19 protein-coding genes are annotated in these 17447 nt (G+C 43.9%); 11 read left to right on the top strand and 8 right to left on the bottom strand.

What is annotated here, in order from left to right; genetic code table 11:
- Window positions 1-52: 52 nt before the first annotated feature.
- The gene (locus P4361_RS06280) at window positions 53-1225 is read right to left on the bottom strand and encodes an MFS transporter (RefSeq protein WP_328088654.1); all 1173 of its coding nucleotides are present in this window, start codon (window positions 1223-1225) and stop codon (window positions 53-55) included.
- A 143-nt stretch (window positions 1226-1368) separates the two neighbouring features.
- On the opposite strand from P4361_RS06280, the gene P4361_RS06285 reads away from it, so the two are divergent.
- Both P4361_RS06285 and P4361_RS06290 read left to right on the top strand, forming a co-directional pair.
- Window positions 1369-2127 (top strand): TrmB family transcriptional regulator, encoded by a 759-nt coding sequence (locus P4361_RS06285; protein WP_091009115.1) that lies wholly within the window; start codon window positions 1369-1371, stop codon window positions 2125-2127.
- Between the two features lie 373 nt (window positions 2128-2500).
- Window positions 2501-3250: a gamma-glutamyl-gamma-aminobutyrate hydrolase family protein gene (locus P4361_RS06290; protein ID WP_328088655.1), complete on the top strand. Its 750-nt coding sequence runs from the start codon at window positions 2501-2503 to the stop codon at window positions 3248-3250.
- A 60-nt stretch (window positions 3251-3310) separates the two neighbouring features.
- Here the strand turns inward: P4361_RS06290 and P4361_RS06295 are convergent, their stop codons facing one another.
- Window positions 3311-4204 carry a diacylglycerol kinase family protein gene (locus P4361_RS06295; protein ID WP_328088656.1) on the bottom strand — a complete coding sequence of 298 codons (894 nt, stop codon included), beginning with the start codon at window positions 4202-4204 and terminating at the stop codon, window positions 3311-3313.
- A gap of 170 nt (window positions 4205-4374) precedes the next feature.
- On the opposite strand from P4361_RS06295, the gene dnaN reads away from it, so the two are divergent.
- Window positions 4375-5505 carry a DNA polymerase III subunit beta gene (gene dnaN / locus P4361_RS06300; RefSeq protein ID WP_328088657.1) on the top strand — a complete coding sequence of 377 codons (1131 nt, stop codon included), beginning with the start codon at window positions 4375-4377 and terminating at the stop codon, window positions 5503-5505.
- Between the two features lie 262 nt (window positions 5506-5767).
- Here the strand turns inward: dnaN and lsrF are convergent, their stop codons facing one another.
- Genes lsrF through P4361_RS06320 form a run of 4 tightly spaced genes read right to left on the bottom strand, consistent with a single transcriptional unit; the run spans window position 5768 to window position 9473 of the window.
- A complete protein-coding gene (gene lsrF, locus P4361_RS06305) occupies window positions 5768-6562 on the bottom strand; it encodes a 3-hydroxy-5-phosphonooxypentane-2,4-dione thiolase (RefSeq protein WP_328088658.1) in 795 nt (264 codons plus the stop codon).
- Between the two features lie 4 nt (window positions 6563-6566).
- Window positions 6567-6929 (bottom strand): cupin domain-containing protein, encoded by a 363-nt coding sequence (locus P4361_RS06310; protein ID WP_265408020.1) that lies wholly within the window; start codon window positions 6927-6929, stop codon window positions 6567-6569.
- 34 nt (window positions 6930-6963) lie between these two features.
- Window positions 6964-8526 carry an autoinducer-2 kinase gene (gene lsrK / locus P4361_RS06315; protein ID WP_328088659.1) on the bottom strand — a complete coding sequence of 521 codons (1563 nt, stop codon included), beginning with the start codon at window positions 8524-8526 and terminating at the stop codon, window positions 6964-6966.
- The gene (locus P4361_RS06320; RefSeq protein ID WP_328088783.1) at window positions 8511-9473 is read right to left on the bottom strand and encodes a sugar-binding transcriptional regulator; all 963 of its coding nucleotides are present in this window, start codon (window positions 9471-9473) and stop codon (window positions 8511-8513) included. The genes lsrK and P4361_RS06320 overlap by 16 nt, the downstream gene beginning before the upstream one ends.
- A 195-nt stretch (window positions 9474-9668) precedes the next feature.
- Here P4361_RS06320 and P4361_RS06325 point away from each other — a divergent pair, with 195 nt between their 5' ends.
- The 4 genes from P4361_RS06325 to lsrB are packed head-to-tail and all read left to right on the top strand — an operon-like array spanning window position 9669 to window position 14260.
- Window positions 9669-11177 carry a sugar ABC transporter ATP-binding protein gene (locus P4361_RS06325; protein WP_328088660.1) on the top strand — a complete coding sequence of 503 codons (1509 nt, stop codon included), beginning with the start codon at window positions 9669-9671 and terminating at the stop codon, window positions 11175-11177.
- Entirely contained in the window at window positions 11174-12214 is a 1041-nt protein-coding gene (locus P4361_RS06330; protein WP_425590227.1) for an ABC transporter permease subunit, read from the top strand. Before P4361_RS06325 ends, P4361_RS06330 begins: the two co-directional genes overlap by 4 nt.
- Entirely contained in the window at window positions 12198-13208 is a 1011-nt protein-coding gene (locus tag P4361_RS06335) for an ABC transporter permease (protein ID WP_425590234.1), read from the top strand. The genes P4361_RS06330 and P4361_RS06335 overlap by 17 nt, the downstream gene beginning before the upstream one ends.
- Window positions 13205-14260, top strand: coding sequence for an autoinducer 2 ABC transporter substrate-binding protein LsrB (lsrB, locus tag P4361_RS06340; protein WP_328088662.1), 1056 nt, complete (start codon window positions 13205-13207; stop codon window positions 14258-14260). The genes P4361_RS06335 and lsrB overlap by 4 nt, the downstream gene beginning before the upstream one ends.
- A gap of 214 nt (window positions 14261-14474) precedes the next feature.
- On the opposite strand, the gene P4361_RS06345 is transcribed toward lsrB, so the two are convergent.
- Window positions 14475-14774 carry a DUF5316 domain-containing protein gene (locus P4361_RS06345; RefSeq protein WP_256225337.1) on the bottom strand — a complete coding sequence of 100 codons (300 nt, stop codon included), beginning with the start codon at window positions 14772-14774 and terminating at the stop codon, window positions 14475-14477.
- Between the two features lie 178 nt (window positions 14775-14952).
- Here P4361_RS06345 and P4361_RS06350 point away from each other — a divergent pair, with 178 nt between their 5' ends.
- The 3 genes from P4361_RS06350 to P4361_RS06360 all read left to right on the top strand — a co-directional run bounded on the left by P4361_RS06350 (window position 14953) and on the right by P4361_RS06360 (window position 16535).
- Complete coding sequence (locus P4361_RS06350; protein WP_091005960.1) at window positions 14953-15162, top strand: hypothetical protein; 210 nt, start codon at window positions 14953-14955, stop codon at window positions 15160-15162.
- Window positions 15163-15467: 305 nt separating this feature from the next.
- On the top strand, window positions 15468-15989 hold the full coding sequence (locus P4361_RS06355; protein ID WP_053355050.1) for a competence protein ComK: 522 nt from the start codon (window positions 15468-15470) through the stop codon (window positions 15987-15989).
- Window positions 15990-16175: 186 nt separating this feature from the next.
- Complete coding sequence (locus P4361_RS06360; RefSeq protein WP_053355049.1) at window positions 16176-16535, top strand: SET domain-containing protein; 360 nt, start codon at window positions 16176-16178, stop codon at window positions 16533-16535.
- An 82-nt stretch (window positions 16536-16617) separates the two neighbouring features.
- On the opposite strand, the gene P4361_RS06365 is transcribed toward P4361_RS06360, so the two are convergent.
- Window positions 16618-17070 carry an SgcJ/EcaC family oxidoreductase gene (locus P4361_RS06365; RefSeq protein WP_328088663.1) on the bottom strand — a complete coding sequence of 151 codons (453 nt, stop codon included), beginning with the start codon at window positions 17068-17070 and terminating at the stop codon, window positions 16618-16620.
- A gap of 192 nt (window positions 17071-17262) precedes the next feature.
- Between P4361_RS06365 and P4361_RS06370 the strand changes: the two genes are divergently transcribed.
- Window positions 17263-17391, top strand: coding sequence for a hypothetical protein (locus tag P4361_RS06370; RefSeq protein ID WP_255357618.1), 129 nt, complete (start codon window positions 17263-17265; stop codon window positions 17389-17391).
- The last annotated feature ends 56 nt before the right edge of the window (window positions 17392-17447 follow it).

Raw genomic sequence — 17447 nt, forward strand, 5'->3', positions numbered from 1 at the left:
GATGAAAAAAACACTTCCGAAGATTTTACCTCACGGAAGTGTTTTTTCTGTTTTAGGATGGATTTCGTAAGGCTGATAAGCTCCGTTTGCGTTCCGACATTGAAATCAAAGCGGTAGCCAGGGCGATAATAATGAAACATCCGCCGACGGTTGCATTGGATTCTACGGTAGATTGCTCAATCACAAAACCGCCGATGGCAGAACCGAATGCAATACCAAAGTGAAGCGCCGTGTTATTCAGGCTTTGCTGGATATCTGACGTTTCAGCAGTGGAGGATTCGATAAGATAGCTTTGCATAGCGGGTGTAATGGCCCAGCTCAGCATGCTCCAGATAATCATCACGCTCAAGAAAAGCGGAAGGGAAAACGTTGTATAAGGAATAACGAACATCGTAAACCCGAAAAGGATGATAAATCCAATAATAGAGCGTTTCGTACCCAAACGGTCAGCAAGAAAACCTCCAACACCTCCGCCAGCTACCGCCGCACAGCCAAAGACGAGATAGACAATGCTTACCCACGTTCCGTTCAGGCCAAGGGCTGTTTTTAAGAAGGGCGTTAAATATCCATAAAGCGTCAAGTGGCCGGCCAAAAAGAGGAAGGACGTTAACTGGCCGAACAGAAGCTTTCGGTTTTTCAGCGTCTTTATCTGTATCATAAGGGAAACAGCAGGTTTTGAAGCCATTTGCTCCATAAAAAAGTAAACCCCAGCCATGGAAAGCAGCGTCAATCCGGCGATCAAAATAAAAGGAGCACGCCAGCCGAATGCATTTCCAAGCATTAATCCGATCGGAACTCCAAGCACGAGCGAGGCACTGATTCCCATGAAAACGACACCGATGGCACGAGCACGATATTGTTCAGATACGATATTAGATGCGATTGTGATGCACAGAACAACCAGCAGAGAGCCGCTTGCCGCTGATAGGATTCGAGCAATCAAGAGCACACTGTATGTCGGGCTGAAGATCGCAATGCCGTTTCCGGCAAAAAACACGAGCAGTGTCAGCAGGGTAAGGCGTTTTCTTTCTACTTTAGATGTCATCATAAGAAGAAGAGGTGAGGCGACCGCAAAAACAAGCGAAAATGCTGTGATCAGAAAACCGGCATGGCCGATGCTGACATGTAAGTCTTCCGCCACGAGATCAAGTATTCCGCCAATGATCAATTCAACCATACCTACAACAAAAGATACGATGGTCAATAAGTAAACACGTTTATTCATAGCTATTCATCCTTTTGTGAAAAAGTTACCACTGTAATAGTAACATTTATAAAAAGAAAAACAAGATAAAAGTTTGTTTGTACATAAATTGGAAAGGACTGTGTTATGATTTACATAGTGATTAAAGTCAAGGAGTCAAAAACATGCTGCAGCAATTCGGATTTACTCAATATGAAAGCCAGGTGTATCAATCCTTAATCACCGAGGATCAGCCGCTGGATGCTACCGGTATTGTCAAACGTTCTGGAGTTCCCCGTTCCAAAGTGTATGAGGTGCTTCACCGTCTGGCGGAAAAAGGAATGATCATGGAATCAACTGTGGAAAAAAAGCGGCTGTATACCGCACTGCCGATCGAGGCAACGATTAAAAAGCTCAAAGCCGACTTTGAGACCAATGTACAGCAGCTCAGAGAAGCACAGATAAAAAAAACAGTAACCGACGACCGGGTGTGGACGCTGAAAGACAATCAGTCCATCCAATCTGTCCTGCAAGGTCTGCTGCAGGGAGCGGAACAATCCATTATCATTTCTGGGTGGGCGGATGACTTAACAGGCTATCTCCCATTACTGGAAGAGAAATATAAAAACGGGCTTTCAGTAAAAATTCATGTGATCGGTGAACTCTCCACGGAAATTCCGGACGTCTCAACCTTAATACCAGATACGCAGCACGGAACGTTGGAAAGAAGCCGGATCCTGATCGTGGACGAAGAAGAGATGCTCTTTGCTGGGATGGAAGATACGGCCTGGCAAGCCATTCGGACGAAATCACGTCCTCTCGTCAAATTCTTCGCGGAATTCTTTTATCATGATGTGGCACTAACAGAAATCACAAGAAAATACAAAGACACCGTCATGAAGGATGAAGCTGTAAGGAATGTTCTGTTGAACTTAAGATATTAGCTCTGTTAGGCAATGTTGTTGATTTCTGGTGGGGTGTGATTGAACCGCCTTTGGAAAAACAGACGGGTAAAAGCAAGCTTTTTTCCCGTCTGCTTTTCTGGCGCTTCATTTGTTTCACAAATCAGCAGGCTCTTATCATCGCCTGCTATCACCCCTTATTATTGGAGAAAAAACTTGAGGGACTCTTTTAAGCATCAGTTTGCGAAGCCCATTAAGATTGAAAATCAACAATATGCTTTTGCAAAGCCAAGATATAATAAGAATAATAGCTCCTGCATAGCAGGGGCTATTTATTTGGAGAAATTTAACGAATTGAAAATGTCCCAAATAGGGTAAAGACTCCTATAAAGAAAATCAGACAGGAGATGTTATTTTGGAGAATCAGAAGCCAGTGATCGGGATTACATGCTCAACAAAGGACATAGGAGGTCAGGAAACGGCCTATTTGCACTATAGCTATGCTACTTCCGTTATGAAGGCGGGTGGTGTTCCAGTCATACTTCCTATGGGTGACAAAGAAACGGTGAAAGAATGGGCAGCCCTGTGTGATGGCATATTGCTTAGCGGGGGAGAGGACATGGATCCACAGCAAATTGGAGCAGAACCGCATCCTAATCTTGGAAAAGTCATTCCGGAACGAGACGAAACAGAAATCAACCTCATCAACTATGCACAGAATAATAATATTCCTATCTTTGCGATCTGCCGGGGAATTCAGGTATTGAACGGAGCTTTGGGTGGAACGCTGGTGCAGGATCTAAATGAAGAGAGAGGGGATGTCATTAAACATTATCAGGACGGTGCGCGTTCGGCTGCTACTCATTCCATCAGCGTAGAAAAAGGTACGCTTTTATCCGAAATTCTTGGAACTGAGGATATATCGGTTAATAGTTTCCATCATGGGGCAGTAGATGAAGTGGCACCGGGCTTAAAAGCTGCGGCCTATGCTTCAGACGGAGTGATTGAAGCTTTAGAAGGCACGGATCTAGAGAAAAGCTGGGTGCTAGCAGTTCAATGGCATCCGGAAGATATGACAGAAGTAAGTGATGAAATGCATCAATTGTTTGTTCATTTTGTGCAAAAATGCCATGAGTTGTTGGAGAAGGAACAGCCCGCTCTCTAATCAGTAATGTATTAATAGGAAATCAGGTCATAAAAAAAGAGCTGTTCATCAGCTCTTTTTTTAGTTTCCTTCAGGGGGGACGAACAGTGAGAGATGTTGTTTCAGCACATTTGCTTGAAACGGAAGAGGCTCGCCTTCATCTCCATCAATATTGACCACAAGCTGTTCTGAAGCGGAAACCTTCAGTGAAGCCGACTTGATATATTCCACATCATTGTGTTCTTTTAGCTCACCCTTGATCAGTTTTGGAATGATGTTTAACGTACCAGGAAAAGAAATGTTTTTGACCACGTAAATATGAAAGATCCCGTCATTCACCTTCGCATGTGGCGCAAGCTTTTCAAAACCTCCTACGGAATTGGTAAGTGCGGTAATTAATAAATACGCTTTTCCCTCCCATTCGCCTTGATCATGCGAGATGGTCAATGAAAATGGTGTTTTATTAATGATAGCCTTCATTCCCTCCACAAAATAAGCAAACGGCCCGAGCAGTGTTTTTTGCTCTGTACTCACGTTGTAGGAGGCTTCGGCAATGGCTCCCACCGCCAGAACATTCATAAAGTGTCTGTCATTGATCTTACCGATATCTGCTTTTTTATAGTGCTGGGAAGGAAGAATCTTTATAGCTTCAGAAGGGTCAAGCGGAATGTTCAGCGCTCTTGCGAAATCGTTGACCGTACCGAGCGGAATAATTCCAAAATCAGGACGATGCTCTTGTTCAGCGAGTCCGTTGACTGCCTCACTAACTGTACCATCCCCTCCCATGGATACTACGGTATCATAGTGAAGTTCACATGCTTTTCTTGCAAACTCCTCAGCGTCGCCTTCTTTTCTTGTTTCACAAACGGTCACTTCCTCATGAAATTTTTGAAGTGTTCGTTCCGCCTCCGGAAGAAGATCCTTCGCTTGTTCCTTTCCAGAAGAAGGATTCAAGATAATCATCGCCTTTTTCATAGCCCCCCCCTTTTTTTACTGTATTCCTAAATAAGAGAGTACCCGTTACGGGTTGATTTCTAACTTGCAGGGGCAGTAAAGCTTTCGTGCTTTACAGTCCCTTTCATCAAAGGAAAAAGATGTTCTCTGTCGAATGATAGAAGGTAGTGGATGTCGAAAGGGAGTATCACATGGAATTTACCATAAATAAAGAGTATTTGAGCCAAGCGGTTTCGGATGTCAGTAAAGCTGTATCCGCACGGACGACATTACCAATCCTGTCGGGTATTAAGATGGCTGCTGACCATGGCCGCCTTACGCTTACAGGAAGCAATGCTGAGATCGTGATTGAGCGTGTGCTGCATTCCGATGTGCAAGGTGAGAGTATGATGGCAGTACATAAAACCGGAAGTATAGTTGTTTCTGCAAAATATTTAAATGACCTTATCAAAAAACTGCCGGGTGATCTGCTGGTTAAGGTTGGGGAAAATCATTCGGTATCCATTCAATCAGAAGATATTGTTGTATCACTAAAAGGATTTCATGCAGGGGAGTTTCCTCGCCTCACGATGTCCCAGCCTGAAGCCAGCCATCAGTTACCAGGCACCGTCCTAGCTGATATGATCAAACGAACGATGTTTGCTGTCAGTAAAAATGGAGCACGGCCTGTCCTGACTGGTGTGCATTTTGTCTTTGATCAAAATTTTTTCTGCAGCACCGCTACCGACTCTCTGAGACTGGCAACCTATAAACGCAATATTGGCGCCAGTTTGACCGGCTCATTTATCGTGCCTCAGCCTGCTCTGAATGAGTTTTTAAAGCTAATGGGGAGCTACACGGGTGAAGTCACCTTAAAGCTTACTGAAAGCTATATCGAGTTTTCAACCGATGTTTTTTCTTTTTATTCGAGGCTTATTGCCGGAAAGTATCCGAACACGGCTTCCTTGATTCCGAACGAATTTAAAACGGTTATTACATTGCAGGCCAGTGATTTCTTAAAAGGAATTGACCGGGCAGCATTGTTTGCCGGGGAGTGGAAAAATAATAATGTGAATCTAACTCTTCTGGAGGGGAAAAAGCTCGGGATCTCTTCCCGATCTATGGAATCAGGCACCATCCATGAGATCCAGAACATTAACAGTTTAGAAGGCGAGGAAGAACTCAGTATTTCTCTTGATGGGAAATTTCTGACGGAAGCTCTGCGCGGAATAAAAGATGAAGAAATTAAAATCAGTTTCAGCGGGTCCATGAAGCCTGTTTTGATCGAATCTGTTTCTGATTCGCCTTATCAGCATCTTATTTCACCCGTGAGAGCGTATTGATGGGGAGAAGAAGGTTTGCTCTGGAGGTTTGGAAGGCGGATTGTCGTTTACCCGCTAAAACAAGTGATTTACCCGCCGAAACGAAGCAAATACCCGCCAAAATAAAAAAATACCCGCGAAAATAGGACGTTTACCCGCCAAAACCTTATAGTAAATTAGCGGATAATCAATACAAAAAGCACCGGCGCTCTATACTGCATCCCAAAAGTTAGAGAAAAAACTTAACTTTTGGGGGTCACTTCGCTCCCGGTGCTTTTTCCGCTTATTTCACTTTCACATTAGCAGCATTCTCGTAAACTTCCAGAGCTTCTTTTACACTCGCATTCTTACGGACAATCTCATGGATCGCCTGAATCATGGCGGCTGGATGCTCTGACTGCCAGATGTTTCTGCCCATATCAACGCCGGCTGCGCCTTCCTGCATGGCATTATACGTCAGATTTAATGCATCCTTCATGGTATCCAGCTTAGGTCCGCCAGCGATGACTACTGGAACTGGGCAAGTGCCCGTTACTTTTTCAAAGTTTTCGCAGTAATAGGTTTTAATAATATCAGCGCCCATTTCTGCACCAATTCGAGAGGCAAGGGCCAGGAAGCGTGCTTCGCGTTTTTGCAGTTCCTTTGCAACAGCAGTAATCGCAAGGACAGGTATGCCGTAGTCGTGAGCTTCGGTTACAACAGAGGCCAGGTTTGAAACGGTTTGAGTTTCATAGTCTGAGCCCACAAAGATCGAAACACCAACGCCTACGGCATTATGGCGGATAGCTTCTTTCATCGGAGTGACAATATGTTCATTAGCCAAATCCTTGCCCACTACACTAGGGCCGCCTGATACCCTCATTAACACTGGTCTTTCACAGTTTTCAGGTATGCAGGCAGAGAGGGCTCCTCTTGTCGCAAATAAGGAATCTGTATAGGGGAGCAGCTCTTTTACGGTTTCTCCCGGTTTCTCTAGCCCGTGAATTGGACCCAGGAAATAACCGTGATCAATGGCGAGCATTACTGCTTTTCCCTCAGGCAGTATTTGATTCATTCGGTTTTTTAATCCCCAACTCATATGATCACTCCTTCTCAAGATCTGGATTGTCTACAACAACAGAATCTTTTTCTTGTATATGCGGTGATTTAATAAATACAGCTTTAAAATTTTGTTGAGATTGATTGATGAGATAGTGAGCTTCGTTTGGCCGGACTTGAAGCATGTCACCAGTTTTGGCAGGCACTCGCACACCATCAATATAGAAATCTATGGAACCTTCTAGTACATAAAAAATTTCTTCGCATGTCGTATGATAGTGATTTGGGAAGTCCTGGCCAGGCTTCAGCACGACAACACCAAGGTCTACATTTGGACCTTTCGTTAAATATTTAGGGCCATGATCTCCGAAGCGGAATTCATTTTCTGCCTCATTCACTTTCAGCAAAACAGCCACCCCTTTTCCTCTGTATTTATGACGGTCAAACAGAACCAGGTGCTTTCCACATATGATGGGTCAGCCCTTGGTCAGAGAGTGCCAGATGCTCCTTGTATACGGCCTGCCAATTCTCAAAAATCTTCGCATAAAGGCTATGATTTTCTTTATTTGGTTCATATGTGTTCTCCCATTGAACGATTTCAAGGGCAGCTTTTTCAATGGATGAGTAAATGCCCGCTCCATAACCAGCGACGATCGCTGTTCCGAGGGCGGCAGCTTCCTTCACAAGCGGAACCTTCACCTTGACTCCGAGCACGTCAGAAAGGATCTGGCACCAAAGCTTGCCTTTAGAAGCTCCTCCGGCAAAAATGACTTCATCAGGATAGTAGCCGGTGTGCTCCTGTATCATTTTTAAGTTTCCCAGCGTCACCAGGGCTGCATTTTCTTCAATCGCCCGGAACAATTCCTTTTTGCCGCAGCGCTCGGGATCGAGAGAAAGATTAGTAAAAGAAGGGGAGGCGTGGCGCCAGGAAATAAAGTTCATTACATCTGAAAAAATAGGCATGATGCCATAAGAGCCCACAGGAACTTCAGCTGCCTGTTCTTCCAGCAATTCATAGGGGTCTCTTCCAAGCTCTCTTGCACGATTCTTTTCTTCTGTACAAAAGGCATCCCGAAACCAGCGCATGACGAGGCCAGGGAAGAAGACTATGGTTTCATACTGCCAAAGATGGGACACTGCATGACAATTGATTCGTATGCGCTGTTTAGGATCGGGGACAGGGGCAGTCACGTTAACTTCTTGCTGCCAAAAGCTTCCTCCGGAAACAAGGGTCTGACCTTCCTTCACTACTCCAACACCTACGGAGGCGAGCTGAGCATCACCTCCACCTGAAAATACGGCTGTACCTTCAGCCAATCCGGTGAACTTTGCAGTTTCAGCTGTAACATGCCCAAGTAATGTTCCTGCTTCATGGACAGGTGGGAATAGGCTGCTCTTCATTCCGCATTCCTTGGTAATCTGCTTATCCCAAGTGCGTTCTTTTATATTAAAGATGCCGCTTGTGCAGCCATTGGAAGGGTCGGCTTGCAGTTTTCCGCAAAGCTTATAGAGGAGCCAATCATTAAGCATCGTGATGGCTGATGTCTCCTTATAGATTTCAGGCTGATTTTTCTTGATCCATAAAAGACGAGGCAATGCTCCCAGCGCAAAGGTTTGGCCCGAAAGGCTGTACAGGTCCTCTTCAATAAGTGGGCGCAGCTGTTTCAAGTCTGTTACTTCTTCTGAAGCACGGGAGTCCACATTGGCGCATGCCCAAATTTCCTGGCCTTCTTTGTTGTAAAGAACAAAACCTTCCCGCATGCTTGTTGCACTGATTCCTTTTATACACTGAGGCGTTATTTCGGCTTGTTGCACGGCATCTTTTATGCATTCCACAGCTATTCTCCAGTTCTCTTTTACATCAAAATTCATAGAGCCGGGAAAGCGCGGATCTGCCGGATGATCCCATTCCTGCTGTGACAATGAAAGTTGATTGCCTTTCGTATCGAATAAAATCGCACGAATACTACCCGTTCCTGCATCAAGTGCTAGGATGGCATCCATTCTTTTTTTGTCGCCTCCTTCTGCATTAATTGAATAGCACTTTCTTCATCCGTGATTAAAGTTTGAACATATCCGCCTTTCAATGCTCCGTAAATGGCATCGATTTTCGTTTGTCCTCCTGCTACTCCGACCGCATTTTTCATTCCTTTTAGTTTAGAGATGGGTATTCCAATTCTGCGTTCATGGTGAGGGAGAGTGAGGAGTTCTCCGGCAGCATTGTAAAATTGGCCGAGGATATCGCCGACTCCATTCTGTTTCTTGATTGTCGTCATTTCTTTCAAGGTTATTTTTTCTTCTTTAATAATGGTGGCATCTGATGACAATCCGCCTATTCCGACGAGCATGACAGAAGAAACACCTGCAAGCTCGAGGATATCGCTCACAGCAGGCTCGGAAAGAATGCTTGAGGCCATTTGTTGAGAGGAGGCAAGAAATGGTGCCGGGATAATATGAAACCCGCCCTGAAATTTGCTAAGCCCGCCATCAAGAGAATAATTTTTCTTTTGAAAATAATAGTTTACTCCGCCAGTCAGCGTAACAATGGATACATTGGCTGCCGGGTCAAGTGACAGGTGCTGCAGTGTACGGGTAACGGCTTCACCCCAGCCAATCCCGAGAAGCTGTTCGGAAGTCAAGGTGCTTTCAAGGTATTGTGCTGCCGCTTTTGCTAAGGAGTCTGACAGGTTGGAAGCAGGAGTTGGAATAATGAAGGCATCGGAGAGTCCAAATGTTTCTATAACATCTCTTTCGGTGCTCAAACAGTTGATTCCGTTCCCTCGAATGTTAAATTGAACAATTCCGTCAGAACGGGCTTTTTCCAGCATACGGACGATCTTGTTTCGGGAAAGATCCAGCAGTTCGGCAATTTCATTTTGTGTCAGATTGTTTTTATAGTAGTGCCAGGCTACTTTTACGATTAAATTCTCCTCATAAGTGGACCTTTTCATGAGTTTCATCCTTTCCACATATGACCGTTGCTTCAACATATGTTCCTCCAAAAATGATTATGCCCGCTATTCAACGTGTGAAAATTGGTTCTAAGGAATCATTCGCTAAGATAAAATGCTACAAATACCACTTATTCTTTCCCAACAAAAATTAGCGGCAATAAAAATTGTTTGATTGAAAGGCAGGTGAATCCAATGGGTGAAGAATCCCTGTTACAAATGTCTGAGATCAAAAAGCAGTTTTCTGAGAATCTGGTTTTGAAAGGCGTGGACATGAGTGTATTATCCGGACAAATTCATGCTTTGATTGGTGGAAATGGAGCAGGAAAGTCTACTCTAATGAAAATCATAACCGGGCTTTATCAAGCAGATTCCGGGCAATTGCTGATGAAAGGGGAGCAGGTCCATTTCAACTCTCCGGCAGAAGCACATAAGAAAGGCATTTATCTCGTTCCGCAAGAACCTTTAATCTTTCCGAATATGTCAGTGGAGGAAAACATTTCGATTGGCCTCAAACAGCCGAAAAAGAACGTTAAACAAAAGATTAGGGAACTTAATACTAGACTTGGCTGGAATTTGGATCTTTCTCGATTGGCATCGACGCTCTCCATTGCCGAGCAGCAGCTGGTTGAATTGCTGAGAGGCCTTATGCGTGATGCTGAGCTGCTGATTCTGGATGAGCCGACCTCCACACTAACCCACCATGAAATATCAAGCCTGTTCAGGATTGTTAAACAGCTGGCAAGCAGCGGAAAGGGAATTGTATATATTACTCACCGCTTTTCGGAAATCTTCGAGCTTGCCCATCATATATCCGTTTTGCGTGACGGAGTGATCAGTGCTTCAGGCCCTGTTTCTCAGTTTTCCTATGAAAAGCTGGTTCAGAACCTTATGCCTGAAGGAAAAACATTTGATTCAAAAGCATCAGTCAGTCCTTGTAGACAGGAAGGAAAGGCAGAGGACAAAACTCCAATTTTGTCTGTAAAAAATCTTTTTGGTAAGCGGTTTCATTCTGTGTCGTTCACTGTTTGCAAGGGTGAAGTGGTAGGAATAGCAGGAATCGTTGGGGCAGGGAGAACTGAACTAGCTGAAGCGATTTTTGGCATATCACAGTGTGCTTCAGGAGAAGTTTGTCTTGAAGGCGAAGATATTTCAACTTTATCTGTCGGAAAGCGGATCGACAGAGGCCTCGTTTATATACCGGAGGATCGATATGCACACGGTATATTTTCAATTGCATCGTTAAAAGGAAATTTAACCTCAGCCATACTTCATAAGGGAAAAGGATGGATCCTTCCCTTTAAGCAAGAACAAAAGATAGCGGAACAGTACATCAGCCAGCTTAATGTGAAGGCGTTAAATTGCCGCCAGTCTGCCGAGTCCTTATCAGGAGGAAATCAGCAGAAAATTGTATTAGGAAAGTATCTGGCTGCCAGGCCAAAGGTAATCTTGTTTGATGAGCCTACTAGAGGAATAGATGCGAGTGCACGGCTGGATATCTATGAATTGATTTCAGAGCTGAAGAAAGAGGGAATCAGTATCGTTCTCATTTCATCGGATCCAGAAGAAATTATGGCGTTGAGTGACCATGTTTGGGTGATGCACGAAGGAAAGCTGGTCAAAAAACTGGAGGACGATGCCATTACACTGGATCAGATTACGAGTGCTTCCTTTGGTGTGGAAGAGGAGGTAACTGCTCCATGAAACTCCTATTGAGATTGATGCAAATCCGAGAGGCATCTATCTTTTTGTTCATTTTTTTATTTGTAGGCTGTATAGGCCTTGTAAATCCTGCATTTACAAGTGGGGAATCCCTCGGTTTGATTTTGAAGTCCAGTATGATTCTTCTCGTTTTGGCAGTCGGCCAATCGTTTGTCTTAATAACCGCAAATATTGACGTATCAGTTGGTTCTACTATGGGACTTTCTGCAGCGGTCTGCGGGATGATGCTTACTCATGGGGTGTCAGGATCTCTTTCAGTCGCCGCTGCTTTGCTTATCGGTTCATGTATTGGGGCTGCCAATGGTTTAGGCGTTTCGTTCTTTCGTATCCCGTCAATCATCATGACATTAGGGACTCTGGGAATTGTAAGAGGATATATGCTGTTTTATACAGAGGGTAAATGGATTGAGGATATTCCATTCTATTTTAAAAAACTGTCATCAGCAGCATTTCTCGGGATTCAACTTCCGGTTTGGATTGGAATCATAGCCGCTGTAATGGCCTACCTCTTTCTTACTAGATCCTCAGTGGGCCGTTACTTTTACGCGGTAGGGGATAATGAGGCAGGAGCAAGGTTAATCGGTCTTCCTGTTAAATCCATTACCGTGCTGGCGTTTACTTTCTCCGGTTTATCGGCATCGATTGCCGCCTGTCTGTTTGTCATGAACATCGGTTTTGTGCCGAATCAAACCGGTACAGGAATTGAATTGCAGGTCATTGCGGCAGCCGTCCTTGGAGGTGTAAGTCTTTCAGGAGGCCAGGGTTCTTTGTTTGGTGCAGGTCTTGGAGCCATCTTTCTTGAGGTGATCAATAATTCTTTGGTCTTTCTGAAGGTTCCTGCCTACTGGAACAACGCCATATCCGGATTTCTTCTGCTTTTGATCGTAACAGGAGACAGCAGGTTACAGCTCTGGCTGCAAAGCAATGGGAAAAAGAAACAGCAAGAACAGGAAAATATGAGCCGTTCTAAACTACCGAAGTCAGGAGAGGGCGGATATGAAGATAAAGTGGTTCTATAGATGGGAGTTCTTCCTCTTGCTTATATTCATTGTGGAAATCGGCATTTTCGGATGGCTTAGCCCAGGTTTTTTCAATGTGAACAATCTGTTGTTCAGTATGAATGATTTCATGTTTATCAGCATTGCAGCCATTCCAATGACATTCGTCATTATTTCAGGGGGAATTGATGTTTCGATCGGTTCTATCATGGGTCTTTGCTCTATTATTCTGGGAGTCTCCTGGTCTCACGGAGTGAATGTGTGGCTGGCGGTATTGATTGCAATCTCCTGCGGATTGGCTGCAGGTCTTCTTAATGGACTGATCATTCTATATAGCAGAGTAGAGCCGCTCGTGGTGACATTAGGCAGTATGTTTCTTTTTTCTGGATTAGCGCTTGTTATTTCCGGCGGATCAAAGGCATCAGGGTATGAGGGTATCAGTGGTTTTCCAGATGCCTTCGTACAGTTTGGCAATGGGAGTTTCATAGGTATTCCCAATCCGCTCTGGTTCTTGATCGGTATGACAGCTGTCTTTTGTACATTGCTCCATTTTACGAAATACGGAAGAAGTGTGTATCTTGTCGGTATTAACAGCAAGGCTGCATTCTATAGCGGTTTGCGAATCAAGTGGATATCGCTAAGCACGTATATCTTATCTGGATTGGGAGGTGGTTTAGGCGGCGTACTGCTAACATCTTACTTCAGTTCAGCTCGAGCAGATTTAGGTTCTGAAGCTGTATTGCCTGTCATTACTGCAGTGGTTCTGGGTGGAACGAGCATCATCGGCGGCAAAGGGTCGATTGCAGGTACCGTGATTGCCAGTATTGTAATCGGCTTTATGCAATATGGCCTTCAAATGATCGGTCTGACGAGTGAACAGGCGAGTATTGTAATTGGGGCTATGCTGATTATTTCAGTCATGGCAAGGCAAAGTTCCTATCAGAAAGTCAATCAATGGTTCAGGCAAAGTAAAACAAATTCTTCTGATCTTACGTACAAGGGGGAAATGAGATGAAAAGAAGAAGTGCCTTATCTTTGTTCCTTATTTTTGCATTAATGATTTCATTGATGGCTGCCTGCAGCAGCGGTGACAGTAAACCGAAGACAAAAGAGGCCAAGGATGTTAAGCTGGCGTTCATCCCGAAGCTGACAGGTGTAGGGTTCTTCACGTCTGGTGGTGAAGGGGCCAAGGAAATGGCTGACAAACTTGGCGTCAAACTGAAATACGACGGACCTTCAGAAGCTACTGTTTCCGGGCAAGTAAAATACATTAACAGTTTTGTGAACCAGGGTTATGATGCGATCATGGTGTCTTCAACCTCAGTTGACGGCCTCTCTCAAACATTAAAGCGTGCAAAGCAAAAAGGAGTGAAGGTACTGACTTGGGATTCAGATGTTAATCCAAAGGACCGATCGTTCTATATCAATCAGGGAACACCGCAGCAGCTTGGCCAGCTTCTCATCGATATGACGGCTTCTCAGATTGGCGATAAAGGGAAAGTAGCTTTCTTCTATTCCAGTCCTACGGTTACTGATCAAAATCAATGGGTAAAGGAAGCGAAAGCCATTATCGCAAAAAAATATCCAGGATGGGAGATAGTCACAACTCAATACGGTGAAAACAACGCGCAGAAATCATTATCCGTGGGTGAGGGAATCTTGAAAACCTATCCTGATGTGGATGCGGTCATCTGTCCGGATGCTACTGCTCTGCCGGCCATGGCACAAGCCGCTGAAAACCTCAAAAAAGCCGGAAAGGTAACTGTCACTGGATTTTCAACACCAAATGTCATGCGTGATTTTGTTAAACGCGGTACTGTAAAACAATTCGGCTTATGGGATGTTAAACAGCAGGGAGCACTCGCTACCTACGTTTCCTACCTGATGACGGTCAAAGGCAAAACTCTCAAAGTAGGAGACTCGTTTGAAGTGCCGGGTATAGGAAAAGTAAAAATTGAGCCAAATACCATTCAGGGCTATGATTATCAATCCAAAGACAGTGGCATTATCTTGCTCCCTGAACGCGTCATATTCACGAAAGATAATATTGATAAGTACAAATTTTAATTCTGCAGTTAGGATTTGGAGGGAGTGTGGCAAAATTACCGTTTACCCTCCAAACAAGTGATTTACCCGCCGAAACGGATGTAATACCCGCCAAAATAAAAAAATACCCGCGAAAACAGAGCATTTACCCGCCAAAACCGGGTTATGGTAAACTAGCGACCCACTAATTCAGCCAAATAAAAGAAGAGACTCAAATCTGAGTCTCTTCTTTTTATTAAAGGTAATTCTGTACTACGTAATAGCTGACTGCAACGATCAGGTTTGGCAAAGCGAACAATAGTAAGAGGGTGGAATAGCGTATTCTGTCTTGGCGATTCTCTTTGGTCTCACTGAAGTAATTTGCCCGGAACCGGTCACCGTCAATAAAAGCCCCAGTGAAAAGACCCGCAGCTAATAGCGAAACCAGGCCAATGCTGCCAGACACATTGAGCAGCAAGCTCCAGTCATTCAAAATAAATGCACTTAATAAAACAGCAGCACCGACAATCAACCCCGCAATAAAAAACTTTTTCATAAAATCAGCCTCCTGTGTCTTTTGGATATACTGATCACATCTTTTATTTTTCCATTACTACAATAATACCATTTATATCCAGTCTGTAAATGTTGTATATTTACTAAAAATTCCATTGAAAATGGCAGGCTGACAATTTATAATAAGAACAAACGTTCGTTATATTGAGGTGATTAAATTGGATGAGCAAATTCGGTATCATTTTATGTATAAGGAAAGAATGGCCGTTACCAATGAGATTATCATTCAGTTTATGGATTTTCAGGGTAAGCGCTTGGTAAGGGCGACAGCTCGGGATCTGAACAGCAGTACCAACCAAAAGTTAAAAGAAGATGCCAGAAAGCAGTGGGACCGGATAAAAAGGGCGGAGACCATGGAGCAGAAATAGCTGGCTGGCTATAAAAGAAGAGGAGGCAAGACATAGCGGATACCACAATGAATGGTACACGGCGTGCAGCTGCGGGATGTGGAGGAAGAGGATCTGAAGTTGCAATAGATTCTTGTCGAACTGAGTCTTTTTTCACAGATAAAAGGATTATTTTGTAAAATATTGTAGAAAAGTTCAGAATTTTTGATATAATTAAGATGTGTAACTGATTGGTTCACAGAAGGAGGAATGTTATTGAGGTAAAATGCAGTGTCTATATCACCCAGGGGGCTGGGGATCTTTCAATTGAGAGGGGTAAGTGGTTAATGACAAATAAGGTGATGGTTCCAAATAAACAATATGAAATCAATGTAGACACCATGGCATTACTGCCTTTCTGCGATGAGTATGGCAAGTTACATACGAAGGTTCTTGAAAGAAACAGAACGTTGTGTGTTTGCGGAAAACCCAAGTCTGTTATCACTTTTAGCTGCGGTTATTATGGGTCAAGCTATAAGGGCCGGAAGGATGGGGCTTCTCATATAATGGGAATCCGGTCTCGGGCTCCAATTGTTATCAGTGAGCAGCTGGGCATCTTTTTCATTCCTCTTGAATCTCCGAACAATGACACATGCATCTGGATTGCTCAGGCCCATGTAAAACAGGTCAAGGCAACCTCCTCCGACACATCAGACATCATTTTTTCGAACGATACCTTCATTTCAGTCAACCAGGCTAAAAGTACGCTTGAAGCTAAAATCCATCGGGCGTCACATTATCGTTTTATTTTGGAACTGCGGATCAATGAGAAAAAAACGATTTATGCACATCGTTTTTTCCGGCCTTAAATTTAACCAAATGAAGACCCTGGTTGCTCTGCGCGCCAGGGTTTTATTGTATCTAAAGAGATTGACTGGGACTTATTGATTAAAGGTGCCAGGCACCATGTGCCCTTTTTTATTTTATCCAGTACAGGGCTTGTGAACTTTGAATACGATGAATATAACAATCGAAGAAAGAAAGGTTGTGTATTCATGTTTGAAATAAGGCCATCGCGGTTTGGCAGAGGCATCTTTGCTACCCGCAGCATAAAAAAAGGAGAGCTGATCCATAGAGCTCCCGTTATAGCGAGTCCTAAAGAAGAATGCAAATATATGATTAAAACGGTCTTGGCGGACTATGTTTTTAACTGGGGTGATGGGTATGCCATCGCACTGGGTTACGGATCGCTGTTTAATCATTCCTATTCCCCAAATGCCAAGTATAAACTTAAAAAAAGTGAGTTAATGATTGATTTTTACGCGTATAAAGACATTAATGCGGATGAAGAAATTCTGGTGAATTATAATGGGGATCCTGAGGATGACAGAGAACTATGGTTTAAACCGATATGAAGGCGGTATCCGCCTAACTGGGACATAAAAAAAGGAGTTTCAATCATACCCGATTGGACTCCTTTTTGTATCTGAAGGTCATTCACTCAAAAAAGCTGTTCTTTAATTCCTCTGTCATTTCCCTGACGAGTTCAGGCCGGCCATGAAATTGAGCAGGTGTATTTTGAAAGAGTTCGATTCTCCACATTCCATTCGTTTGAACGGCAACGAGGGTCTGATGAGCGTTAAGGTCGGGGTTCAAATCATCTTTCCCGTCCGGCACCATTCCGACGATCGACCGTAAAAGGGCACTTTCATTGCTTAATAGCTTAATGCCTTTAACTTTAAAGACATAGGCGGGAGTCGGATGATTTGCAAAAATCGGCTCAAGGTGAGAAAAAATTTCTTTATTTCCGATGACGTGGCTGCCGTCAAATCCGATTAATTCTCCCCCTGTCAGAAACAGTTCCGCCATGCCGGCACTGTTTCGTTCGTTCCAGGCTTCAATCAACTGGCGGTATAGCTGCATTACATCTTCAAGAGCAGTAGAACCCATAGAATATCCCTCCAAGTACAGTATACTTATAGCTTGGCCTTATACAAGTCTATCGTCAAGTCCTGCTTTCTATCAAATTGGACAGCCTCTTTTTATTTCTAGGGATAGCTGCACCAATCGGGATTGATAGACTCGCATATACTAGTTTCATAAGGGTTTCCCTTTGTATCCTCTTTATAAGGAGGTGAGGGAATGATTACTCTAGTCACAATTGTTCTTGCATTACTCCTTTTGGTTGCATTGCTCGTAGCGGTACTTCTTGGTACACCAGAGCAGCAAACAATTATCCGGGATGCGATCATTGCGATTCTTAGTGCTTAATCAGCATAGAAACTAGATCCCCTTATGAGAAAAATCTCCGGAAGCTCATGTTTCCG

Source organism: Fictibacillus sp. B-59209 (assembly GCF_036216745.1).
Lineage (GTDB): Bacteria > Bacillota > Bacilli > Bacillales > Fictibacillaceae > Fictibacillus_C > Fictibacillus_C marinisediminis.